Annotated in this window: 23 protein-coding genes; 10 read left to right on the forward strand and 13 right to left on the reverse strand. The window is 58.4% G+C overall.

Features of this window, described 5'->3' with window-relative positions:
- Window positions 1–10: 10 nt before the first annotated feature.
- The gene (locus tag RA27_RS21090; protein ID WP_039543627.1) at window positions 11–412 is read right to left on the reverse strand and encodes a DUF4864 domain-containing protein; all 402 of its coding nucleotides are present in this window, start codon (window positions 410–412) and stop codon (window positions 11–13) included.
- Between the two features lie 48 nt (window positions 413–460).
- Window positions 461–2,035 (reverse strand): lysine--tRNA ligase, encoded by a 1,575-nt coding sequence (locus RA27_RS21095; protein WP_039543630.1) that lies wholly within the window; start codon window positions 2,033–2,035, stop codon window positions 461–463.
- Between the two features lie 99 nt (window positions 2,036–2,134).
- Between RA27_RS21095 and RA27_RS21100 the strand changes: the two genes are divergently transcribed.
- Complete coding sequence (locus tag RA27_RS21100) at window positions 2,135–2,998, forward strand: hypothetical protein (RefSeq protein WP_241484125.1); 864 nt, start codon at window positions 2,135–2,137, stop codon at window positions 2,996–2,998.
- A 99-nt stretch (window positions 2,999–3,097) separates the two neighbouring features.
- A complete protein-coding gene (locus RA27_RS21105; protein WP_039543633.1) occupies window positions 3,098–3,520 on the forward strand; it encodes a tellurite resistance TerB family protein in 423 nt (140 codons plus the stop codon).
- On the opposite strand, the gene dacB is transcribed toward RA27_RS21105, so the two are convergent.
- From dacB to RA27_RS21130, 5 genes are all read right to left on the reverse strand, one after another.
- Window positions 3,517–4,995 carry a D-alanyl-D-alanine carboxypeptidase/D-alanyl-D-alanine-endopeptidase gene (gene dacB, locus RA27_RS21110; RefSeq protein WP_039543636.1) on the reverse strand — a complete coding sequence of 493 codons (1,479 nt, stop codon included), beginning with the start codon at window positions 4,993–4,995 and terminating at the stop codon, window positions 3,517–3,519. The genes RA27_RS21105 and dacB overlap by 4 nt on opposite strands.
- 67 nt (window positions 4,996–5,062) lie before the next feature.
- A complete protein-coding gene (locus tag RA27_RS21115) occupies window positions 5,063–5,683 on the reverse strand; it encodes a nicotinate-nucleotide adenylyltransferase (protein WP_052265429.1) in 621 nt (206 codons plus the stop codon).
- Between the two features lie 32 nt (window positions 5,684–5,715).
- A complete protein-coding gene (locus RA27_RS21120) occupies window positions 5,716–6,186 on the reverse strand; it encodes an MOSC domain-containing protein (protein WP_039543638.1) in 471 nt (156 codons plus the stop codon).
- A 114-nt stretch (window positions 6,187–6,300) separates the two neighbouring features.
- A complete protein-coding gene (locus RA27_RS21125; protein ID WP_039543641.1) occupies window positions 6,301–6,831 on the reverse strand; it encodes a DUF1775 domain-containing protein in 531 nt (176 codons plus the stop codon).
- A gap of 48 nt (window positions 6,832–6,879) precedes the next feature.
- Window positions 6,880–7,203: a hypothetical protein gene (locus tag RA27_RS21130; protein WP_039543645.1), complete on the reverse strand. Its 324-nt coding sequence runs from the start codon at window positions 7,201–7,203 to the stop codon at window positions 6,880–6,882.
- Between the two features lie 221 nt (window positions 7,204–7,424).
- Here RA27_RS21130 and ettA point away from each other — a divergent pair, with 221 nt between their 5' ends.
- From ettA to RA27_RS21150, 4 genes are all read left to right on the forward strand, one after another.
- Complete coding sequence (gene ettA, locus RA27_RS21135) at window positions 7,425–9,092, forward strand: energy-dependent translational throttle protein EttA (protein ID WP_039543646.1); 1,668 nt, start codon at window positions 7,425–7,427, stop codon at window positions 9,090–9,092.
- 3 nt (window positions 9,093–9,095) lie between these two features.
- Complete coding sequence (locus tag RA27_RS21140) at window positions 9,096–10,643, forward strand: RNA-directed DNA polymerase (protein ID WP_039543648.1); 1,548 nt, start codon at window positions 9,096–9,098, stop codon at window positions 10,641–10,643.
- Window positions 10,644–11,276: 633 nt separating this feature from the next.
- A complete protein-coding gene (locus RA27_RS21145; RefSeq protein WP_008757902.1) occupies window positions 11,277–11,483 on the forward strand; it encodes a cold-shock protein in 207 nt (68 codons plus the stop codon).
- Between the two features lie 169 nt (window positions 11,484–11,652).
- Window positions 11,653–12,207: a L,D-transpeptidase gene (locus RA27_RS21150; RefSeq protein WP_039543652.1), complete on the forward strand. Its 555-nt coding sequence runs from the start codon at window positions 11,653–11,655 to the stop codon at window positions 12,205–12,207.
- On the opposite strand, the gene RA27_RS21155 is transcribed toward RA27_RS21150, so the two are convergent.
- Window positions 12,204–12,818 carry an SOS response-associated peptidase gene (locus tag RA27_RS21155; protein ID WP_039543653.1) on the reverse strand — a complete coding sequence of 205 codons (615 nt, stop codon included), beginning with the start codon at window positions 12,816–12,818 and terminating at the stop codon, window positions 12,204–12,206. The two genes, RA27_RS21150 and RA27_RS21155, sit on opposite strands and share 4 nt — an antisense overlap.
- Window positions 12,819–12,827: 9 nt before the next feature.
- Complete coding sequence (locus tag RA27_RS21160) at window positions 12,828–13,448, reverse strand: arylesterase (RefSeq protein WP_039543656.1); 621 nt, start codon at window positions 13,446–13,448, stop codon at window positions 12,828–12,830.
- 69 nt (window positions 13,449–13,517) lie between these two features.
- On the opposite strand from RA27_RS21160, the gene RA27_RS21165 reads away from it, so the two are divergent.
- Together RA27_RS21165 and RA27_RS21170 are read left to right on the forward strand one after the other, a co-directional pair.
- The gene (locus tag RA27_RS21165) at window positions 13,518–14,213 is read left to right on the forward strand and encodes an ATP-binding cassette domain-containing protein (RefSeq protein ID WP_039543658.1); all 696 of its coding nucleotides are present in this window, start codon (window positions 13,518–13,520) and stop codon (window positions 14,211–14,213) included.
- The gene (locus RA27_RS21170) at window positions 14,210–16,738 is read left to right on the forward strand and encodes an FtsX-like permease family protein (RefSeq protein WP_039543660.1); all 2,529 of its coding nucleotides are present in this window, start codon (window positions 14,210–14,212) and stop codon (window positions 16,736–16,738) included. The genes RA27_RS21165 and RA27_RS21170 overlap by 4 nt, the downstream gene beginning before the upstream one ends.
- A 2-nt stretch (window positions 16,739–16,740) precedes the next feature.
- Here the strand turns inward: RA27_RS21170 and RA27_RS21175 are convergent, their stop codons facing one another.
- Window positions 16,741–17,187 carry an Rrf2 family transcriptional regulator gene (locus RA27_RS21175; protein WP_039543662.1) on the reverse strand — a complete coding sequence of 149 codons (447 nt, stop codon included), beginning with the start codon at window positions 17,185–17,187 and terminating at the stop codon, window positions 16,741–16,743.
- 94 nt (window positions 17,188–17,281) lie between these two features.
- Here RA27_RS21175 and RA27_RS21180 point away from each other — a divergent pair, with 94 nt between their 5' ends.
- The gene (locus RA27_RS21180; RefSeq protein ID WP_039543664.1) at window positions 17,282–17,893 is read left to right on the forward strand and encodes a gamma-glutamylcyclotransferase family protein; all 612 of its coding nucleotides are present in this window, start codon (window positions 17,282–17,284) and stop codon (window positions 17,891–17,893) included.
- Window positions 17,894–17,908: 15 nt separating this feature from the next.
- On the opposite strand, the gene gltX is transcribed toward RA27_RS21180, so the two are convergent.
- Together gltX and RA27_RS21190 are read right to left on the reverse strand one after the other, a co-directional pair.
- Window positions 17,909–19,234, reverse strand: a complete 1,326-nt coding sequence (gene gltX, locus RA27_RS21185) for a glutamate--tRNA ligase (protein ID WP_039543666.1) — start codon at window positions 19,232–19,234, stop codon at window positions 17,909–17,911.
- 60 nt (window positions 19,235–19,294) lie between these two features.
- Window positions 19,295–19,729, reverse strand: coding sequence for a DUF1801 domain-containing protein (locus tag RA27_RS21190; protein ID WP_039543668.1), 435 nt, complete (start codon window positions 19,727–19,729; stop codon window positions 19,295–19,297).
- A 117-nt stretch (window positions 19,730–19,846) separates the two neighbouring features.
- On the opposite strand from RA27_RS21190, the gene RA27_RS21195 reads away from it, so the two are divergent.
- The gene (locus RA27_RS21195) at window positions 19,847–20,779 is read left to right on the forward strand and encodes an MBL fold metallo-hydrolase (RefSeq protein WP_039543671.1); all 933 of its coding nucleotides are present in this window, start codon (window positions 19,847–19,849) and stop codon (window positions 20,777–20,779) included.
- On the opposite strand, the gene RA27_RS21200 is transcribed toward RA27_RS21195, so the two are convergent.
- Window positions 20,776–22,107, reverse strand: a complete 1,332-nt coding sequence (locus RA27_RS21200; protein ID WP_039543673.1) for an FAD-binding oxidoreductase — start codon at window positions 22,105–22,107, stop codon at window positions 20,776–20,778. The two genes, RA27_RS21195 and RA27_RS21200, sit on opposite strands and share 4 nt — an antisense overlap.
- Window positions 22,108–22,227 lie beyond the last annotated feature (120 nt).

Consider the following 22,227-nt stretch of genomic DNA (forward strand, 5'->3'; position numbering starts at 1 on the left):
TGGTGTTGCCTCAGGCCGACGGGTCGGAGTTGCCCAGCAGTTGTACACCATTGATCTTCCAACGGCCCTCTTGCTGGATCATCTGGTAGTCCAGCAAATGCACCCGTCCGTCACCATCGGTGATCATGACCTTCTGCCAAAGGGCTCCGCTAATCTCGCGCAGCTCCAGAAACCGCACATCCGCTGGCCGCCAGACCATCGGATAACCGCGTCGCACCATGACCCCGAAATTATCCGGGTCACCAAACAAGCGCTGGATATTGGGGCTGGCAAAGGTGAACGCGGTGGCAAAGTCATCCGCCTTGAACGCCTGTATCTGGGCCGAAATATTGGCCTCGATCTCGGCATTCTGAGCAAAAGCTACGGATGCCAGTCCGGCACTCAGGGATAGGGCAAGCAATAATCGACGCATGGGGCCACCTCCTGAATCAAGAGTAGCCCCACGCGGGATCAGGTCAAATCAGACCAGTTCTCCGGCCAGTGCCTTGTCGATCAGAGCAATCGTCTCTGGCACGCCATAAAGCGCGATGAAACCACCGAACCGAGGGCCCTGCGACGCCCCCAGCAGCACCTCATAAAGCGCCGTGAACCAACCACGCATCGGGTCAAACCGCTCACGCCCGATGGAATAGACCACCGATTGCAGTGCCTCATCTTCCATCGGCCCGTCATAGGCTTCCAAGGCCGCCTTCAGCGCCTCTAGCGCCTCACGTTCCTGATCCGTCGGCGCGCGGTGTGCGCGCGTCGGCTTGACGAAATCGTTGAAGTAGCGCACCGCAAAGCCCGCCGCCTGATCGAGATCAGGGTGCGTTTCCGCCGTGGCCTCAGGCGCATAGCGGCGAATGAAGCCCCATAGCGCCTCTTTGTCCTCTGCCCCGGAAACCGACGCTAGGTTCAACAACATCGCAAAGGGAACCATCAGCGTGGACTCGGGCACATTTCCACCATGGATATGCCACACCGGATTGTTCAGCTGCGCCTTCAGGTCCTGCCCCGGATAAGCCCGCAACTGCTGATGATACTCATCATACGCCTTCGGGATCACGTCGAAATGCATCCGCTTCGCCGTCTTGGGCTTTTGATACATGAAGTACGCCAGAGATTCAGTCGGCGCATAGGTCAGCCATTCGTCAATCGAAACACCATTACCCGACGACTTGGAAATCTTCTGACCGTTTTCGTCCAGAAACAGCTCATAGCTGAAATGTTCGGGCGCACGACCGCCCAAGGCCCGGCAGATCGCGTCATAGATTTTTTCGTTGGTGGCATGTTCCTTGCCATACATCTCGAAATCCACGCCCAGCGCCGCCCAGCGCGCGCCGAAATCCGGCTTCCACTGCAGCTTGACGTTTCCGCCAGTCACGGGCAGCGTCCATTCCTTGCCATCCTCGTCATCGAAAGTGACAGTGTAGGTCTCGGCACAAACCTTCTTCATCGGCACATACAGAACCCGCCCGGTCTCGGGATGGATCGGCAGGAAAATCGAGTAGGTCTGCTGACGCTCTTCGCGCAGGCTTTTCAGCATGATCGCCATCACGTCGTCATACTTCTCAACGGCGCGCTTCAGGATCTCGTCAAACTGGCCCGAGCGGTAAAACTCGCGCGCCGAATAGAATTCGTACTCGAACCCGAAGGTATCGAGGAACCGGCGCAGCATGGCGTTGTTATGCTCACCAAAGCTGTCATGCGTGCCAAACGGATCCGGCACCGAGGTCAGCGGGCATTGCAGATAGCCCTGCAGCGCCTCAGGGTTCGGCACATTGCTGGGCACCTTCCGCATCCCGTCCAGATCGTCCGAGAAACAGATCAGCTTGGTCGGGATATCCGACAGCGCCTCAAACGCGCGCTTGACCATCGTGGTCCGCGCGACCTCGCCAAAGGTGCCGATATGCGGCAGACCCGAGGGGCCATAACCCGTTTCAAACAGCACATATCCCTTTTCCGGAGCACCCTGCTTATACCGTTTGAGCAACCGCCGCGCCTCTTCAAACGGCCACGCCTTGGACGTCATCGCGGTTTCACGCAGGTCAGACATTTGGATACTCCATCGGGAAACGTGCCAGACACCCCATGCGCCCGGACCGGCCCCTGTTATTGTGCAGGTGCAGTATGAGTCAATAAAGGGCCGGGTTTTTTGGGGCAAACGACACGGAAATTCGCGATTGGTGCACGAATAAAGCGTCTGGTTATTCCTGGCTTTGCGAACGTCAATTTTCCGCTGTTCATTTCGCAAAACACGTTTCAATTTAGTACCATGGTCAAAGCACTGGTAACCACTGTCATCGTCATTGCATTAACGCTGATCTCTCAGCTCGGAGGGCTTGCTTGGATCATCGCAATGCCCTTTCGAAGGAGAGTAATAGCATTCATCCTCGCTTACATTACGCTCTCGGTTGCTGCGGTATGGATTGCCCCTAAATTTGGGCGCGTGCCTCTATCGTGCTTCGACAGCGGCAGCCTGGCAATGCAATCGAAAATGTACTGCGCGCTGAACAGGAACTATGTTGTCCCCGAACTAAAAGAGGCGCTGATCGACGTTTCAACGGCAATGAGTGACAAATACACAGGCACGAAAACACTTGTACTGGATGCCAACTTCCCGTTTTTGAAAGGCTTTCCGTTGCTCCCGCATCTGTCCCACGATGACGGAGAGAAAGTTGATCTGGCATTCTACTATCGTGACGAAAATGCCTACCTGCCAAGCCAAACAAAGTCGCCCATCGGTTATTTTGCCTTTGAGGACGGGCCAACGGTTTGCCCAAAGCAAACACTTACGTTGCGGTGGGACATGGCTTGGCTTCAAGGAGGCTGGCCTGACTACCAGATTGATGAAACGCGTATGAAGACCGTGTTGCAATTGTTGGTGGCAGATCATCGTATCGGGAAGGTTCTCGTAGAACCACATTTGGTCGAACAACTCGGCACCCAGAACGCAAAAATCAGATTTCAGGGATGCCGAGCCGCGCGTCACGACGATCATATCCATATCCAGCTGTAGGGTGTCCTCCGCCGGCGGCAAGTTCGCAAACTACCTGTTGAACCTCCCCGCCCCCCCTCCTATCGTGCGGGCAACAAACGTATCAATCAGGACAACCCCATGACCGAGCAGATCCCACACCCCATGTCCCCGCAGGATTGCCTTGTGGCGATCATGGTGGCGGTTTCCGCCTCGGACGAGAACATCCGCACGGCCGAGCTGGTCAAGATCGAAGGCGCGGTCAACATGCTGCCGGTTTTTGCCGGTTACGATATCGACCGTACCCGCCGCGTCTCGCAGATTGTGTTTGATTTGTTCGAGCAGGAAGACGGGCTGGACGCCCTCTTTGGTCTGGTCCGCGAAAACCTGCCCGAGCGGCTGAACGAAACCGCATATGCGCTCGCCTGTGACGTCGCCGCCGCTGACGGCACACTGGCCGAAACCGAACTGCGCCTACTGGAAGAAATCCGGTATGAGCTCAGCATCGACCGCCTGCACGCCGCCGCTATCGAACGCGGGGCCCGGGCGCGGCATACAACCTAGCTGCCGTAGAGCGTACCCCAGCGCTCGATCAGATTGCGTTGCAATTTACGGGACCGCCGGTTCCAGGCCCGCGCGCCGTCCGGGCGTTCGCGCGACGCGCGCGGGATCGTGGCACGGTGCGCGGTATCGGCGGTGAAGATCGCAAAAGCCAGATCCACCCCATCTGCCGTTGTCATATAACCGCCAAGACCCGAGACGAAGTTCAACGTCCCCGTCTTTGCGTCGACCTTGATCGGATGATCCTTGACCGGCTGCCCATTTTTGTCGGCCAGTGTAAAGGACCGAAGCAATGGCCGCAGCTCCTCTGATTGCCCCGCCGCCACCAGCGTTTTGACCAGACCGGCGGGGGCCATGCGCGACGCTCCGCTGAGGCCGGAATGGTCGACCATCGCGATCCCATCCGCACCAAAGCGCTCTGCGGCCCACAGGTTCATTTCTGCAGCGGATTCCTCAAGGGTCTGCGGCGCAACCCCGCGCGCCTTGGTGGCCGCCAAACCCACCATTTCAGCGGTTATATTGGTCGAATATCTCAGCATCCCCTTCAGGATGCTTTCCAACGGATCGCTCTGATGCACCACCAGCTCGGTCCCTTGCGGTGCTTGCCGCGTTACCTGTACCCGGCCAAGCACGATCCCGTTCACGCGTGCCAGCGTGCGGAACACATCCCCGGCATAAAGCGCAGGCTTGCGCACCGGCAACCAGCGTGCCCCACCATTGCCTAGCGCGCCTTTGGCCACGGTCCAGCGATCCTGCCGCGCGCTTGGCTGATAGGTGTAAATCGGCAGGCTGCGGTTCTCGACCCGCATCGACGCCATATCCACCGACGGCATGTAGCTTGCACTGCGCGCATCCATGGTCACGTCATAGCCGGTGCCCTCGCGTTTCCATTCGAAATGCACGCGGTTGAAATTCAGGGAAATCCCGCTGATCGACGGGCTATAACCCAGATGATCCGGCTGGCCGGGATCGATGCTGAAGACGTAAGGCAGCGCCCCGTCATACACCTTGAACGCACCCTGTACCTCGGTGATCCCGGCCTTGCGCAGATTGGCCGCCATGGTGGCCAGCGCATCGGTATCCAGCAAGGGATCACCGCCACCCGCAAGGATCAGGTCGCCTTTCAAAATACCATTCTCGACCGGCCCATCCGCGATCAGGCGCGTTTCGAACCGATGCTCAGGACCCAGCACATCCAACGCGTAAAGCGCGGTCAGCGCCTTTGCGACGCTGGCGGGCGGCAGGCTCTGCCCTTCGCCATACACTTCCAGCGGGGTTCCGGTTTCCACATCGGCGACGGCAAAGACAACCTCGCCCCTCAGCCCCGCCGCTTTAACCAGCCGCTCGGCCCCGCTGGGCTGCGGCCCACGCAGCACGGGGCGCAGAGACACCAAAGGCGCCTCGGCCAGCCCCGTACCCGGAACCAGAGACGCCCCCAATCCACCCAGAAATAAACGACGCGAAATACGATCAACCATGGGTCTAATAGAATCCCAGAGCTTAAATACAGACAATCACTAGATTAAGATTATGCGCCAAGAGGAGTCATTCGGGCAACACCCCATCGCTCCAACCTCCGCGCTTGCGCAACTCGGTCGAGCTGACATCGACCATCGGCACGTTCACAAAACACCATGCCGGAGCCTGCGCCCGCCCCAACAAATGCCGCGCCTGCCCGTCGATGCGGTACTTGGCGTAAAGCCGCGCCGCCGGCGACATCCGCGCTGAAATCCGATCCCCCGGTCGCGCCACGACGCCCACCGGCACGCTGTCCATGATCTCCCGCCAGTCCTTCCAGCGGTGAAACTGTGCCAGATTATCCGCGCCCATCAGCCAGACGAACCGGACCTGCGGATAAAGCCGCCTCAGCGCTGCCAGCGTATCCGCCGTCGCCCGCGTCCCTGTCAACGCCTCGATATCCGTCACCTCAACCCACGGATGCCGCATCACCTCCCGCGCCGCCACCATCCGCTGCACCAAAGGCGCAGGCCCGCGTTTCTTCAGCGGATTGCCCGGAGACACCAGCCACCACACCCGATCCAGCCCAAAGGCCTTCATCGCCTCGCGCGTCACATGCACATGGCCTTGGTGCGGAGGATCAAACGACCCCCCGAACAACCCCACGACCTGCCCGGGCCGCGCATATGGAATGGTACTGCGTTCCATCCTCTGCTGATGTTCAGAACTGAGAGATGTTGTCAATCAATCGGCTGCACTACATCGCCAAGCCTGACCTGCCCCGGTTGCACCACTTCGGCACACCATCCCCCATGCCCTCGCATGGCAGAATAACCCCCTTTGCCCAGCGCCTCCTCCATCCGGCTGCAGGGCGCACAAATCACAGTGAACCGTAAAACAGCCTCCCCCACCTGCACCTCGCGCCCCTTAAGTGCCGCCAGATTGATCCCTGAAACCACCAGATTGCGCCGCAGGGTTTCAGGCGCCACGGGTTCTTGCCCCAGATAAGACCCAATCGCCCCCAGATGCTCCTGCTGGATCAAAGTTACCGCCCGCTTGCCCGCGCGACTGCGGTCGCCGTCGAGGCCAACGGCTGAGATCAGCGTTGAGGCCACCGCTTTGACCGTAGCCCGCCGATCGGGCCGCATTCCGATCCATTCAACGCGCCCGGGCTGCGCCCAGCCGGAAATCAGGGTCTTCAAATCCGCCATCGCTAATCTCGCCGCATTGCTCTCATTCGAGCTAGTAGCGTAACTTTCTCAAAGCAAGAGCGGCAGGGTTACTGCCTGCCGCCCTATAATCGTCATCAGATCAATACTTCACCGTCAGTGAGAGTGTTTGCTGGCCGGTTGCAGATACAAGCCCGGCGCAGGTTGTTCCAAATCGTGCGGATCTTGACCTTGGACCGGAATTTCCACCCAATTGTGGCTCCCATTGGCACATTCCTGAATGGTCGGGAAAAACAGCATCTGATCTGCCGCAAGCGATCCATCCAGCTTGGCCCGGAATGTGAATTCATCGTAGTGATCATTCGACAATTCGCCAGTCCAAACAATCTCTTGCACACCCGATGTCAAGGTCGTGCCGTAGTAGTCATAGCTGTTGGCATAGTCGCCCGAGACAGTCTCGAGCGTCCAGCCCGGCTTGGGCATCGGCTTAACTGAAATTACACCTTCAGGGATTGCAATGCGCAGTTTCAGCGTTGCTTCACCTTCGCAGCCGTGACCAACCCGCATCACGCCTTTGTAGAAGCTGCCCACCTGGGCCTCCTGCTGCTCGAGTGTGGCATGTGCGTTCACAGTTGTCCCCATTACAGCCACGATCATCGCAGCCGATGCAAATGTCATCAGTTTCATAAGAATTTTCCTTGTTTGACGTTTGGTTTCGTCCGGTATCATCCCGGATTAAAGCTTCACGCCATCCAAGGGGGGGGCACGCGCATAATACGCCTTTGTCGCACCAAACGGCACCATCGCCGCCTGCGTTGGAATAAGAAGCGACACACATTTTGCGGAAAAGGACTCCAGCGCCGGAGCTTCACTAAGGGTGACGCCACTCTCGGCCATAGTGCAGATCGGGCACTTGCTTTCATCAGCGCTTGTTTCACCGAATCCGCAAATGTCTCCGGGTGCAAAGCCCAGCAAAACCGGATCTGAAGGTGATGACACGGGCCGTGCAATGTGCAGGCTGGCCAATACGACAAAGCCCAACGCTGCAAGCAGCGCCAATCCCGTTCTAAGGCGATTCCGTGTCGTCACTTTGACAGGCCAATTCGATTTCCGTTCATCGACGGCTTAGTACCCCTTCCGGCCCGACGCAACGCCTTCTGACAATTGAGCACACGCCTCCGCAATCAAAATCAATCCCTCGACGCGATCCCGATTGCCCCAGCGCCCACCTTTCGCTATCACACCGCCCAACTCAATTTCCCCGACCCAGAGGACGCGACATGGCCGCCTATCAATATGTCTACCACATGCAGGGTGTCTCCAAGACCTATCCCGGTGGCAAGAAGTGCTTTGAAAACATCCACCTCAGCTTTCTGCCCGGCGTGAAAATCGGTGTCGTCGGCGTCAACGGCGCGGGTAAATCGACCCTGATGAAGATCATGGCGGGCCTCGACACCGACTTCACCGGTGAAGCTTGGGCGGCTGAGGGCGCCAAGGTCGGCTATCTGCCGCAGGAGCCACAGCTGGATGAAACGCTCACAGTCCGCGAAAACGTCATGCTGGGCGTGGCCGCGAAAAAGGCCAAGGTCGACCGATTCAACGAGATCGCCATTGAGATGGCGGAAAACTATTCCGATGAACTGATGGAAGAAATGACCACCCTGCAGGATTCCATCGATTCCGAAAACCTGTGGGACCTCGACAGTCAGATCGACGTCTCGATGGAGGCGCTGCGCTGCCCGCCGGACGACGCCAACATCGCCAACCTCTCGGGCGGTGAGAAACGCCGCGTGGCGCTCTGCAAACTGCTGCTCGAAGCGCCCGACATGCTGCTGCTTGATGAGCCGACCAACCACCTGGATGCCGAGACCATCGCCTGGTTGCAACAGCACCTGATCGACTACAAGGGCACCATCCTGATCGTCACCCACGACCGTTATTTCCTGGACGACATCACCGGCTGGATCCTCGAACTCGACCGTGGCCGCGGCATTCCTTACGAGGGCAACTACTCCGCATGGCTGGAACAAAAGGCAAAACGGCTGGAGCAGGAAGCGCGCGAGGACAAGTCCAAGCAGAAGACCCTGCAGCGCGAATTGGAATGGATGCGTCAGGGCCAGAAGGCCCGTCAGGCCAAATCCAAGGCCCGGATCAACGCCTATAACGAGCTGGCGGATCAGTCCGAACGCGAAAAGCTGACCCGCGCCCAGATCGTCATCCCCAACGGCCAGCGCCTTGGTGGCAAGGTGATCGAGGTCGAGGGCCTGTCGAAACACATGGGCGACAAGCAACTGATCGAAGGGCTGGACTTCGCCCTGCCCCCCGGCGGCATCGTCGGTGTCATCGGCCCCAACGGAGCAGGTAAATCGACGCTCTTCAAAATGCTCACCGGTCAGGAACAGCCCGACGCAGGCACCATCACGCTGGGCGACACGGTCGAGCTGTCCTATGTCGACCAGTCCCGCGACGACCTGAAAGACAACGACACCGTGTGGGAGGCAATCACTGGCGGCGCCGAGATCATCCAGTTGGGCGACGCGCAGGTCAATTCCCGCGCCTATTGCTCGTCCTTCAACTTTAAGGGCGGCGATCAGCAGAAAAAGGTCTCGCTGCTGTCAGGGGGTGAGCGCAACCGCGTCCACATGGCTCGCCTGCTGAAAGAGGGCGGCAACGTCCTGCTGCTCGACGAACCGACCAACGACCTTGACGTCGAAACCCTACGCGCACTGGAAGACGCGCTGGTCGATTTCGCCGGCTGCGCCGTCGTCATCTCACACGACCGCTTCTTCCTCGACCGGATTTGCACGCATATTCTGGCCTTCGAAGGCGACGCCCATGTGGAATGGTTCGAGGGCAACTTCGAGGACTACGAAGAAGACAAAAAGCGCCGTCTGGGACCGGACGCTCTGGAGCCCAAGCGATTGAAGCATAAGAAGTTTGCGAGGTGACACTTGCCGCACAAAGTTTCTAAAGCTCAAGCAGATTGGACGATAGAACACCTATGCAAGTATGGGGATACGGATATATTTCCGTACCCCTTTGAACTTAAGTTTCTTAAGGACTTCAAAGACAAGATTTCTGATGAGATCGCAGGCACTGACCTCCATCAATATAATCAGATTTCGGCAATTGAGTCACTTGTACCAAAAAATAGGTACGGATTTCGCGTCGCACATCAGTTGTTTCCAATCGATCTGCTGGTGTTTTCTTCACTTGTATTCGAAGCCGCGCAGCAATTGGAACAATATCGCGATCCCGCAAAGAACTCGCGTGTGTTTTCATATCGGTTTTCACCCGACAGTGAATTCAGGCTATTTAGTGCTGATCACCGTTTTAAAGACTGGATGTCACGAGTATGGGCGTTAGCGGCGTTTGGAGAAGACGAATATTCGCATGTAATTAAGACTGACATTTCCGATTTTTATCAACGGATTTATCGCCATCGCATTGAAAACATAGTTGAAACCGCCACTGGCAGCAAAGAGATAGCCAGCCTAATAGAAAGGTTCATGGACAGTTGGCGAGGCAAACAATCGTTCGGAATTCCAGTCGGTGGGAACGCGGCTCGAATTTTGGCAGAGGCGGCACTAAGTGATATCGATCAAGCGATGATCTCTGAGGGCTATGATTTCTGCAGATACGTCGACGATTTCGTAATTTTCGTTAAACACGAACAAGACCCAGATGCCGCAATTGCTTTTCTCGCGGGGCAGTTGTTCACCAATGAAGGTCTTGGCTTAAACAACCACAAAACCCGACTGTTCACTCAAAAAGAGTTCTTTGAATCATACGAGGTAGTTAACGCTGAAGATCAGGACGCGGCCGAAGAAGCGGCAGTTGAGAAGCTATTTTGGGCCGCATATGACGATGACGGTAGCAACCCTGAAGCATTCGAAATGCTGCTCCAACAAGATTTGAGGGGTCAACTAGAAGAAGAGATTTCGAAGGACTTTTGGGACGTCAGCCACATCAAAGTATTGCTGAGAGCTCTACGGCTCACAAAGAACAAAGACATACCTAAGTACATTCGAGAGAATCTAAAACAATTCCTACCCTTTGCAAAAGACGTCGTACTTCTGATTGACGAACTTGGCATAGATGGCGATTCAACTTTCAAAGATGCTGGCGACGAAATAGTTGAGTTGTTGTTATCAGAGCGTTTGAGACCCCTAGAAGCTACAAGGGCATGGCTGCTTGAGCTATTTGTTAGAAACCGGGTCGATATAAGCGCTGCCCAAGTCCGCCGCCTTGATGCTCTTCCCGGAACTCTCGATGCCCGTCAACTTTGTTTGATTAGGGGTGCAATGCGAGATTTGGGCTATTTTCGGCAGCGAAAAGCTCGAGTTGATGAACTGCCCGTCTGGACCCAGCCCGCATTTATCTTTGCGGCTAAATGCCTCCCGCGAGAAGAGTATAGGTTTTGGTTGAATAGCATCAAAGACCGCGTTCGCTTTCCTCTCGGCTCTCAGTTCGTTTCATGGTGCAGGCAACTTAACTAGCAAGCGTAGGATGGGGTTACACCCCAACTTCCCCGCCCCCAACACCCGACGCCTAAACCTCGATTTAATCGCACCCCACCGCGTCGAATAATCCGCATCCCCCGGCGGCAAGGTCCAAATCGCGTGCAGGTGATCGGGCAACACCACAAACGCGTCGCACCAAAACGGCCGCTCCCTTTGGGTCACCGCAAAGGCTGCTCTCAAATGCTCCACCTCGCGCACCAATAGGTCCGACAACCGATCAGCCAGAGAGGCGGTGAAAAAGTACTTGGCTCCGGGAATGCGGACCCGCCGATAATCGCTCATAACCCGACAGGAACACGGGCTTGGTTAACGGTTGCTGAATCCCGAAGGCGCGCTTTGTGTGGATAACCGCAACATATCGGTTACCGCCGGAACGATAACCAAACCCATCGGCGGATTCTTGTACAAGTCGGACGATTGCCCCTCAAACCCTTGTACAAACCCTACAATCCACCCTTGCCACATCGCCTGACCGATGCCATATCCATGAGGCTTACGTTTTTCTATTTCGACCTGCTGTCTCCTTCCACGGCGTTCAGTCTATCGATCCAGACAACGACGCCGGGCTGCCGCAACTCCGTGGGCAGCACTTAAACAGGAGTAACGGATATGCCAGCAGGCACCGTAAAATGGTTCAACACCACCAAAGGCTTCGGCTTTATCGCACCGGAAGAGGGCGGCAAAGACGTCTTCGTACACATCTCGGCTGTCGAGCGTTCGGGCCTCACCGGTCTGGCCGACAACCAGAAAGTCACGTACGAACTGCGCGCCGGTCGTGACGGCCGCGAAAGCGCAGACAACATCGAACTGGCCTAAGCCGTTCAAAGGGCGGAGTTTTTTCTCCGCCCACCCCACTATACCAGCGTTGAGTGTGTGGCATAGGGAATACATCACAATCGGGTTATCTCTCCCCGGTGATTGACCAATTCGGCTATCATTTCGAAACTACGTTTATGATTTCTTTGGTCATTTGAGGGAAACCACCATGTTCACACGCCGCGTATTTCTGGCTGGTACTGCTGCCAGCCTGCTGCCGGGCGTAGCCAGCGCCAAAAAAGCGGTCGAGTATGATCCGACGCCGCAATTCGTGCGGGTCAAAAAGCAATTCCTGCCCGGTCAGCTGCTGGTCGTTCCCCGCTCCTTCTACCTTTATTATATAACCGAACCCCGCAAAGCGATCCGCTACGGCTGCGGTGTTGGCAAGGCTGGTTTGGAGTTCACCGGAACCGCAACCATCGACGTCAAGAAGGAATGGCCCACATGGCGGCCGACCGATGAGATGATCGAACGCGACCCGGTGGCCTATGCCCGCTTCAAGGATAACGACTATGTTCAACCCGGCGGAAGCGATAACCCATTGGGCGCGCGTGCGCTCTATCTGTTCCAGAACGGCGTCGACACCTATTTCCGTATCCATGGCACGACGCAGCCTCAAACCATTGGGCGCGCAGCGTCGAATGGATGTATCCGGATGCTGAACGAGCATGTGGTCGACCTGTATAACCGGGTCCCGATTGGTACAGTCGTGACAGTGGTCTAAGCTGCAGACCAGTCAACATCGTCGGCTTCTTCGATCGCAAGCCGACCTTCGGGCCAAGGGCGCGCCAAGCCCTGCGCCTCATCTTCGGTTCCATGCAACCAGCCTTGTGCGTCCCGCGCTTCCAATAAAACACCCATACGGTGATGGATCGGTTCTACATCCGCGTTCGGCTCACAGGTCACTGCGGCGACCTGATCCACGCGTTGCCCGCCCGGGGCTTCCCAGCTGTCAGTAATTGCAGCAAACAACAGCGGCGATCCGTCCTTTGCAGTGATCCGCCAGGCTGTCTTGCGCCGCTTCTCTCCGGTCCATTCATACCAGCCATCAACAGGGATGATCGCACGTCCAATGCCGTCGAAAGCGCTTTTGTCAAAAACCGTCTCGGAGCGGGCATTGATGATGGTCTCCATCACCGGGCGCCCGCGCGCATTGACCCTGCCAACCGGGATCATCCCCCATCGCATAGCCGTCAGCCCATCGCCGGTCAGAACAATCACGTCCTGACCGGGTTGAATATTCCGGCGTGGGGTTTGACCCTCGACGCGGTCGGTGACGCCCAGAAACCGAGCGATCTCTGCAATTGGTCGCGTCAGGAAAAACCGCCCCGGCATTGCGCCCTCCTAATCTGCCGCCCGCTCCGCAAGCGCTAAAACAAAGGGGCCCAGAGAGTCGACAATCAGTGCGACTCCTTCGGCATTTGGGTGGATGCCATCGGATTGCATGTATTGGCGCGCCGCCGCCGGATCGCCCCCAGCTGTGAGCCCGTCAAAGAAACTCTCAGCATAAAGCGCGTCATATTGCTGTGCCAATTCCGGGTAGATCGCATCGAAACTTTGCTTGTAGTCAGCACCGTAGTTACCAGGTGCCTGCATCCCGATCAGCAACACATCGACATCCGATGCCTGGGCTGCGCTCATGATCGCCTCGAGGTTGGAGCGTGACACACCCGGATCAATTCCACGCAACAGATCATTGCCCCCAAGGGCCACTATCATGCCGTCGACCTCTGGTGTCAGCGTCCAGTCGACGCGGGCTGCACCTCCTGCGGTCGTGTCACCGGACACGCCGGCATTGATCAGGTGTATATCCGCCCCTTCATTCTGCAGCCAGCGCTGCAGTTGGGAGACAAACCCTTCCTGCTCCGGCAACCCGTATCCTTGCGTCAGGGAATCTCCGAGTGCGGCAATCACTACCGATTCAGCCGTCGCAGCAAATCCGCAACAGATGAACACACCCGACATCAAGACCTTGCGCAGCCTGAGTTTCGCGCCATATCCCAATGAACTGTACTCCCCATAATGGCCTGATCGATGACGACACCCATTCTCACCCTCCAAGATGCCGCATTATCGCTGGATGGCAATGCCGGAAGAGTGGATATCCTGCATGACATCTCGCTGACCGTGCACAAGGGTGAAACACTGGGGCTGGTCGGTCCGTCGGGTTCGGGGAAATCTTCGCTGCTGATGCTGATGGGAGGGCTGGAGCAAGCGACCAGCGGCCGCGTGACCGCCCTGGGTCATGATCTGACCGAAATGGGCGAGGATGCGCTGGCGCGCTTCCGGCGGGATGCCATGGGCGTTGTGTTTCAAAACTTCCACCTGATCCCGACCATGACCGCACTGGAAAACGTGGCTACACCACTGGAGCTTGCCGGCCACAAGGACGCCTTTCAACGCGCCGAGGCCGAGCTGAAAGCTGTCGGTCTGTCTCACCGGAACGATCACTACCCCGCACAGTTGTCAGGGGGCGAGCAGCAGCGCGTCGCACTGGCCCGCGCATCGGCGCCGAGGCCGCAGATACTGCTGGCTGACGAACCGACCGGCAATCTGGATGAGGCCAACGGATCAGCGATCATCGAGCTGTTGTTCGGTCTGCGCGACCGGCATGGTGCGACTTTGGTGCTGGTCACGCACAGCCATATGCTGGCGCAAAAATGCGACCGCGTCGTGCGCCTGCGCGATGGTCGTATCTCCGAGGAGTCTCAACGCGAGGCCGCGGAATGAGCCTGCGTCTGGCCGGGCGTCTGGCGCGGCGCGAGCTGCGCGGCGGGTTACGGGGGTTTCGGGTATTTCTGGCCTGTCTGGCTTTGGGAGTTGCTGCGATTGCAGCGGTGGGCACGGTTCGTCAGGCAATCCAGACCGGCCTGCAACAGGAGGGCGCATCGCTTCTGGGCGGGGATGCGCAGCTGGAATTCACCTATCGCTTTGCCGACGATCAAGAACGTGCGTGGATGGAAAACACCGCGCGGGCGGTATCGGAAGTCGTCGATTTCCGGTCTATGGCCGTGACGGGCGACGCGGCGAGCGCGCGACGCTCGTTAACGCAGGTAAAAGCCGTGGATAGTGCTTATCCGCTGCTGGGTTCAGTGAGTCTGAAACCAGATCTTTCCCTGACCGAGGCGTTCGCAGGTGCCGAGGGGCTGCCCGGTGCCGTCATGGCTCCGTCTCTGATCGACCGTCTGGACCTGTCGGTCGGCGACCGGTTCGAACTTGGCACGCAGACATTTGTTCTGATGGCCGCACTAGAGCATGAACCGGATGGTGCGGCAGATGGGTTTTCCCTCGGGCCGCGCACATTGGTGCAAACCGAAGACCTGCGGTCTTCGGGCCTGCTGGCTCCGGGCACTTTGTTTTCAACCAAATACAGGTTGACTCTGCCGCTAGGTGCAGAATTGGACCCGCTTGCGACAGAGGCGAGACTGGCCTTTGAAGGAACCGGTATGCGCTGGACCGATGCCCGCAACGGTGCGCCCGGAATATCCGAATTTGTTGGCCGCCTCAGCGCGTTTCTGATCCTGGTTGGCCTGTCCGGGCTGGCGGTTGGAGGGATCGGGGTGTCAGCTGCCGTTCGTGCTTATCTCTCCCTGAAAACGGAAACGATTGCGACGCTTCGCACTCTGGGCGCTGACCGGGCAACCATATTTCAAACCTATATGATCCAAATCGCCGTTCTGTCTGGCGTCGGAATTGCCATTGGTCTGATTTTGGGCGCAGCAATACCGCTGCTTCTGGCCCCTATTATCGAGACGCAATTGCCAATCCCGGCTGTGTTTTCGCTGTACCCACAACCGCTCGCCGAGGCGGCGCTCTATGGTGCGCTGACGGCATTTCTTTTCACACTCTGGCCGCTTGCCAGAACCGAAGAAGTGCGCGCTGCGACCTTGTTCCGTGATGCACTATCTACGGCGCGTAGTATTCCTCGACCAATATACGTCGTTGCAACAGCTGTGGGCCTGGCGCTTCTGATCGGGGCTGCCGCATGGTTCAGCGGTTCAACCCGATTGACGCTATGGACCAGCGCGGGCCTGGCAGGTGCACTTGCCTTGCTGGCGTTTTCCGCTTTCGGTATTCGCAAACTGGCCGGGACTGCCACCCCATGGGTACGAGGCCGCCCGGCCTTGCGGTGGGCGCTGTCCGCCATCTCGGACCCGCGAGAGGGCGCGGCATCCGTGGTATTGTCGCTTGGCCTCGGACTGTCGGTCCTTGCAGCGGTGGGGCAGATCGACGGAACGCTGCGCAATGCGATTTCGGGCAACCTGCCGGATGTTGCCCCCTCGTATTTCTTCGTGGACATCCAGAAGGGCCAGATGCCGGGGTTCAGCGAGCGTCTGGACAACGACCCCAGCGTCAGCCGGGTTGAAAGCGCGCCAATGCTGCGTGGGATCATTACCAGGATCAACGGAAAACCCGCAAGAGAGGTTGCAGGCGATCACTGGGTGCTGGATGGCGACCGGGGCGTGACCTATTCCGCCCAACCACCTCAGAACGCCCGCGTGACCAACGGCACATGGTGGCCCGAGGATTACAGTGGCCCCCCGCAGGTCAGCTTTGCCGCTGAAGAAGCCGCCGAAATGGGTCTGAAACTGGGCGATGAACTGACCGTCAATATTCTGGGTCGCGATATCACAGCCGAACTGACCTCGCTGCGCGAGGTTGATTTTTCGACGGCTGGTATGGGGTTCATCATGTCGATGAACCCCTCAGCTCTGGCCGGTGCGCCGCACAGCTTCATCGCAACCGTCTATGCCGAGGAACAGGCCGAGGCCGCCATTCTGCGCGATCTGGCCGGACAATTCCCCAATATCACGGCGGTTCGTGTCCGAGACGCCATTGACCGTGTCTCTGGCCTGTTGGCGGGGTTAGCGGCTGCCACCTCATACGGCGCAGGCGTCTCTCTGCTGACCGGATTTCTGGTGCTGATCGGCGCCGCTGCCGCAGGTGAGCCCGCGCGCAGATATGAAGCGGCAATCCTCAAAACTCTGGGCGCCAACCGAGGGCGCATACTGCGCAGCTTTGCACTGCGTGCGGTCCTGCTCGGGGCTGCTGCAGGATGCGTCGCCCTGCTGACCGGTATTCTCGGCGGCTGGGCAGTCGCCACATACATTTTCGACACAGCCTTCACGGTCATCTGGCCCTCTGCGCTTGGCATAGTCTTCGCAGGTGTCGGCGTGACGCTGGGCGCGGGGATGCTCTTTGCCCTGCGGCCGCTTTCGGTGCGCCCGGCGCGCATCCTGCGCGCCAACGATTAAACTCAGCGCACGCAGGCGACGGGCTGCAGAATCTTCAACAGCTGATCATTGTCGCAAACCAATGCGTCGAGCGTGATTTCGTCCAGTGAGGCATAAAACACCTCAGCCGCGTCCTGCAGTGCCAAACGCAAACGACACGCATCCGTCAATGGGCAGGTGTTATCGGCATCCGCAAAGCACTCGGCAATCGGCAATCCACCCTCGACATGGCGAAACACGGACCCGACCCGAATCTGATCCGCCGAACGCGCCAGCGTCATGCCACCATTGCGACCGCGTTGAGTGCTGAGATAGTCCAGCTGGCTCAGCTGGTTGATCACCTGCGCCAGATGGTTTTCAGAGATGTTGCAGACGTCGGCGATCTCGGCCTTCGTGACCAGCCGATCCTGATGCGCGGCGCAATACATCAATACGCGCACTGCAATGTTTGTCCGTTTGGTAATCCGCATGAGGGCCTCCCGAATCTCAAGATGAAGCCTTATTGCATGTCTGGTAAAAAGACTGTTTGACATACATCAATCGTCAAAGAAGGACGCGACCCGCATGGCAAACCCTTACTTCTTCGGCTATGGCAGCCTCGTGAACCTGTCGACGCACGATTTTCCCGACCCGCGCCCGGCGCGTCTGAAGGGCTGGCGGAGGGCGTGGCGGCACACCGATCTGCGCCCGGTCGCCTTTCTGACTGCGATTCCAGATCCCTTGTCAGAAATCGACGGCATGATCGCTCACGTGCCCAAAAACGACTGGGCCGCGCTGGATGAACGGGAATGGGCCTATGAACGCGTGCCTGCCACGCGATCAGTCTCCCATACGCTGACGCAGGAGGCAGAAATCGCCGTCTACGCTGTGCCCCATGACCGCCATACAGCGCCCAGCAATCACCATCCACTGCTGCTGAGCTATATCGATGTCGTGGTGCAGGGGTACCTGAGGGCATTTGGATCGGACGGCGCTGATCGCTTCTTTACCACAACCGATGGCTGGGACGCGCCGATTTTGAATGATCGTGCCGAACCGCGATATCCGCGTCATCAGCAACTCAATCCCACCGAGACTGAATTCGTGGACGACCGTCTGAAGCGCGTATCGGCTCGTATTTTGCAGCCCGGAGACCAAAGAAAAGCAGGCCAACTGCCTGCCTCCTTCGTGTTTTAAGATACTCTCTGCGGGTCAGCCCCGCGCGCGGATCACCTGCAGCAGCGGCAGCAAGGTCGCCATCTCGGGCCCGCGCTCCATCCCGGTCAGCGCTTTCCGCAGCGGCATGAACAAGCCTTTGCCTTTACGGCCCGTGGCCTCTTTCACCGCCTTGGTCCATGTGCCCCAGGTCTCGGCGTCAAACGGACCCTCGGGCAGCAGGGCCACCGCCTCGGCGATGAATTCACGATCTTCATCCGCGATCAAAGGTTCTGCCCCTTCGCGGCACAGGTCCCACCAGCCTTTGAGATCGCTTAAGGTGGTGATGTTCTCACGCGCCATCGCCCAAAAGGGCTCGGCCAGTTCCGCAGGAACGCCGGCGTCTGCGACGGCATCAGTCACATCAGCCAGAGGCAGCGATTGCAGGTGCTTCGCGGTCAGCGGAAACAGGTCCTGCACGTCGAACTTGGTCGGCGCGGCGCCAAAACGGTTAATGTCAAACCCATCGATCAGCTCGGACATATCCGAACGCAGTTCGACCGGATCGGACGATCCCAGACGCGCCATCAGGCTCAGCAGCGCCATCGGCTGCACACCTTGTTCGCGCAGATCGCGCAGCGCCAGAGTGCCCAGACGTTTGGATAGCGCCTCACCCTGCGGGCCGGTCAACAGCGAGTGATGCGCAAAGCGTGGGCAAGTGCCGCCCAACGCTTCGATGATCTGAATCTGCGTCGCCGTGTTGGTCACATGGTCCGAGCCACGCACAACGTCGGTCACGCCCATCTCGGTATCATCGACCACGGACGCAATCGTATAGAGAACCTGACCATCGCCCCGGATCAGTACAGGATCAGAGACCGAGGCGGCATCGATCGAGATGTCGCCCAAAATGCCATCGTTCCACTCGATCCGTTCGTGATCCAGCTTGAACCGCCAGACGCCATTGCCGCGTTCGGCCCGCAGGGCGTCTTTCTCGGCATCCGACAGCTTCAACGCGGCACGGTCATAGACCGGCGGCTTGCCCATGTTCAGTTGCTTCTTGCGCTTGAGGTCCAGCTCGGTCGGCGTCTCAAACGCCTCGTAGAAACGGCCCATCTCGCGCAGCTTGTCCGCAGCTTCGGCATAACGGTCCAGCCGCTCCGACTGACGCTCGACCCGGTCCCAATGCAGGCCAAGCCATTCCAGATCCTGTTTGATCGCGTCGACATATTCTTCCTTCGACCGCTCAGGGTCGGTGTCATCGATGCGCAGGATAAACGTACCGCCAGCTTTACGGGCGATCAGATAGTTCATCAGGGCGGTGCGCAGGTTGCCCACATGGATGTAGCCGGTGGGCGACGGGGCGAAACGGGTCGTGGTCATGGAGTTCTCCTGTTGGCGCGGCTCATCTCACATGGGCGCGTTTTTGTCCAGCAGGGGCTTTCAGGTAGGCTCGACCGGCCACATTGCATCAAGGCGCTCAAGCCCGGCTTTGATCAGTTCGGACAGCACATCGAGGTCGATATCCGGCAGCTTGTTCACGTAGAGGCAGGATTTCCCCAGCTTGTGTCTACCCAATCTCGACAGGATATCCCCAAAATCGGCATATCCCGGCATGATGTAAATGGAGTGTGCGGCCTTGCGCGGGGAGAACCCCGTTGCAAGAAAGTCACCCTCGCGCCCCGACGCATAACGATAATGATACCGGCCATAGCCGACAATCGACTGCCCCCACATCACAGGTGTGAATCCGGTGGTTTTGCGAAACAGCCTGTCCAATTCCTGCGCCTCTTCCGCCTTTCGCGCAGGGACTACGCCCGCTAGGAATGCCGGAACGCTGTGTCCGGTCGGCAGGGTTTTGTTCTCGGATGGCGGCATGAACACAAAATAACACGTAATGTTCAACCACGCAGCCTATGTGTTGGGTTAAGAAAGTGGCCAGAAACCCGCGCCGACCTATTTCTACAACTGGCGTTCTGACAGGGAGACATAGACATGACCATCAAATTGACGCGCAGAGCGGCGCTGAGTGCCGCAGCCGCATTGCCTTTTGCATCCGCAGCCGCTCCGGTTTTGGCGGCGGGGGAGCCGACCAAAGCAAATTCAACCGTCGCCAAATCATTCCAACTGGGTGATTTCTCGGTTACGACATTGCTGGATGGCAGCGTGCCTCGCGATGATGCCAAAGCGCTTTTCGGCGCTGATGTACCGGATGACGAATTTGCTGCTGTTTCGGCCGAGAATTTCATTTCTCCTGAAATCGCCCAGTTCTTCTTCACCCCGACTCTTGTTAACACCGGCTCGGAACTGGTGCTGTTCGACACGGGGTTGGGACAGGGCGGCATTCAGGCCGCGCTTGCCGATGCAGGTGTGAGCCCCGACCAGATTGATGTGGTTGTGATCACGCATATGCACCCCGACCATATCGGTGGCATGACGACGGATGGCGCACCAACATTCGCAAACGCGCGATTTGTGACCGCAGCGCCAGAGTACGATTTCTGGTCCGCGATGGATGCAGGAAACCGTGTTGGAGACATGGTCGCTGCCAAAGTTACTCCTCAGGCCGAAAAGATGACGTTCCTTGAAGATGGTGGCGAGGTCGCCTCGGGGATCACCGCCGTCGCGGCATATGGGCACACGCCCGGCCATACTGCTTACCACCTGGAAAGCAACGGCCAACGGCTGGTTCTGACCGCTGACCTTGCAAACCATTACGTTTGGTCCTTCGCGCGTCCCGAGTGGCCATTCAGCTTTGACATGGACCCGGCTGCGGCAACCGCTTCGCGCCGGAACGTACTGGGGATGCTGGCCGCAGACAAAGTGCCCATGATCGGTTATCACATGCCCTTCCCGGCGGCCGGATATGTCGAAACCCGAGGGGACGGGTTCCGGTTCGTACCGGTCAGCTATCAGATGATGAGCTAGTAACCGGGGTCCGGCCGTACTTTTGAACCATCCGTGAAACGGGACAGGCGAAAGGCGGCCGGATCAACACAAGGCGCGCTTTCCGTGACCAAATCCGCCGCCAACCGACCTGCGGCAGGGCCAATCCCGAACCCGTGACCAGAGAAACCGGTTGCGATGTGCAGGCCCGGCACCTCATCCACTCTGGATATGACCGGAATCGCATCCGGGGTCACATCGATCAATCCGGCCCAGCTTTGCACGATTTCCGCCCCTGCAAGCGCCGGCAATCCCTTGCGGGCGCGGGCCCAGGCCCGTCGCAAAGCCTTTTGAGAGGGTTCGGGGTCTAAGACCCGACAATGTTCGAACGGGGTGACATCCGTCGGCAGCCAGGCCCTGTCGTCTTTTGTTTCGACCATCCAGCGGTTTGACAGACGAAACCGCAAGGACCGCCACTCTTGCCGAAAAGCGGGCAGAAACTGCAATCCAAGACGAAAGCTGTCGGGAACGATATCAACCGTATTCTCGTGACCCGACGCAATCGTATACCCCCCGTCCAAGCGCTTTCGAATGGCGAAATCGTCGGTCCAGACAGACACCTCGGGACCGGGTTCAAGCGGAGAGGTTCGCATGACTGTGTTCAGCACTTTGAGCTGAGGCAGGGCGATCCCTGCATTCCCTGCAAACAGACGCGACCAGGCCCCGCCAGCCAGCACAACCTGGCTACAACTCACGCGCCCCCGCTCGGTGAAGACACCAGAGATCCGGCCTGCTTCACGATCGATGCTCCGAACCGCGCATTGCGTCATGATCGCGGCCCCACGGTCGCGGGCAGCTTCGGCTATCGCAGGTGCTGCCAATTGCGGTTCGGCACGTCCGTCCTGCGGCATGTACAGCGCCGACCGAAGTCCCATGGCGTTGTCGGGCAACAAGGCATCCAGTTCCGGCCCGGACACCATCCGGGCGCCTGTCTGCAGCCCTTCAACATGGCGCAACCATCGCGTCAGGTTGCCATCGTCCCGCGTGCCCGATGCGCCGAACAAGATACCTGAGGATACGTAACCGGTGGGCCGCCCGAGTCGCGTATCCAGCCCATGCCAGATACGGATCGCCTCTTGCATCAGGGGGATCTCGCGCGGGTCGCGTGTTCCAAGCCGAACCCAGCCCCAGTTGCGCGAGCTTTGCTCGCCAGCGATCCGGCCTTTCTCGCATAACAGGACGGAAACACCTCGCTCTGCCAGCTCAAAAGCGGTCGAAGCGCCGATGATGCCGCCGCCGATAACGACGACATCCACATGTTTGGGAAGTATGAGATCAGATTCGACAGGTGTCGGAGTAGGGCCAGGCATCAACCGCTCGGTGCTCGTTTATCGAAGCGATATCCAGCCTGAAGAACGCTACGCTGGCAACTTGGAACAAAGACAGGTCCGGGCAATTACCCGAACCTGTGGCCAATCGGCCAATGCGCG

Origin of the sequence: Ruegeria sp. ANG-R (assembly GCF_000813985.1) — a bacterium.
GTDB lineage: Bacteria > Pseudomonadota > Alphaproteobacteria > Rhodobacterales > Rhodobacteraceae > Ruegeria.

Bases quoted from the DNA above. Each gene is read 5' to 3' on its own strand.
- RA27_RS21090 (WP_039543627.1), bottom strand. From the start codon at position 412: ATGCGTCGATTATTGCTTGCCCTATCCCTGAGTGCCGGACTGGCATCC.
- RA27_RS21095 (WP_039543630.1), bottom strand. From the start codon at position 2,035: ATGTCTGACCTGCGTGAAACCGCGATGACGTCCAAGGCGTGGCCGTTT.
- RA27_RS21105 (WP_039543633.1), top strand. From the start codon at position 3,098: ATGACCGAGCAGATCCCACACCCCATGTCCCCGCAGGATTGCCTTGTG.
- dacB (WP_039543636.1), bottom strand. From the start codon at position 4,995: ATGGTTGATCGTATTTCGCGTCGTTTATTTCTGGGTGGATTGGGGGCG.
- RA27_RS21115 (WP_052265429.1), bottom strand. From the start codon at position 5,683: ATGGAACGCAGTACCATTCCATATGCGCGGCCCGGGCAGGTCGTGGGG.
- RA27_RS21120 (WP_039543638.1), bottom strand. From the start codon at position 6,186: ATGGCGGATTTGAAGACCCTGATTTCCGGCTGGGCGCAGCCCGGGCGC.
- RA27_RS21125 (WP_039543641.1), bottom strand. From the start codon at position 6,831: ATGAAACTGATGACATTTGCATCGGCTGCGATGATCGTGGCTGTAATG.
- ettA (WP_039543646.1), top strand. From the start codon at position 7,425: ATGGCCGCCTATCAATATGTCTACCACATGCAGGGTGTCTCCAAGACC.
- RA27_RS21145 (WP_008757902.1), top strand. From the start codon at position 11,277: ATGCCAGCAGGCACCGTAAAATGGTTCAACACCACCAAAGGCTTCGGC.
- RA27_RS21150 (WP_039543652.1), top strand. From the start codon at position 11,653: ATGTTCACACGCCGCGTATTTCTGGCTGGTACTGCTGCCAGCCTGCTG.
- RA27_RS21155 (WP_039543653.1), bottom strand. From the start codon at position 12,818: ATGCCGGGGCGGTTTTTCCTGACGCGACCAATTGCAGAGATCGCTCGG.
- RA27_RS21160 (WP_039543656.1), bottom strand. From the start codon at position 13,448: ATGTCGGGTGTGTTCATCTGTTGCGGATTTGCTGCGACGGCTGAATCG.
- RA27_RS21165 (WP_039543658.1), top strand. From the start codon at position 13,518: ATGACGACACCCATTCTCACCCTCCAAGATGCCGCATTATCGCTGGAT.
- RA27_RS21170 (WP_039543660.1), top strand. From the start codon at position 14,210: ATGAGCCTGCGTCTGGCCGGGCGTCTGGCGCGGCGCGAGCTGCGCGGC.
- RA27_RS21175 (WP_039543662.1), bottom strand. From the start codon at position 17,187: ATGCGGATTACCAAACGGACAAACATTGCAGTGCGCGTATTGATGTAT.
- RA27_RS21180 (WP_039543664.1), top strand. From the start codon at position 17,282: ATGGCAAACCCTTACTTCTTCGGCTATGGCAGCCTCGTGAACCTGTCG.
- gltX (WP_039543666.1), bottom strand. From the start codon at position 19,234: ATGACCACGACCCGTTTCGCCCCGTCGCCCACCGGCTACATCCATGTG.
- RA27_RS21190 (WP_039543668.1), bottom strand. From the start codon at position 19,729: ATGCCGCCATCCGAGAACAAAACCCTGCCGACCGGACACAGCGTTCCG.
- RA27_RS21195 (WP_039543671.1), top strand. From the start codon at position 19,847: ATGACCATCAAATTGACGCGCAGAGCGGCGCTGAGTGCCGCAGCCGCA.
- RA27_RS21200 (WP_039543673.1), bottom strand. From the start codon at position 22,107: ATGCCTGGCCCTACTCCGACACCTGTCGAATCTGATCTCATACTTCCC.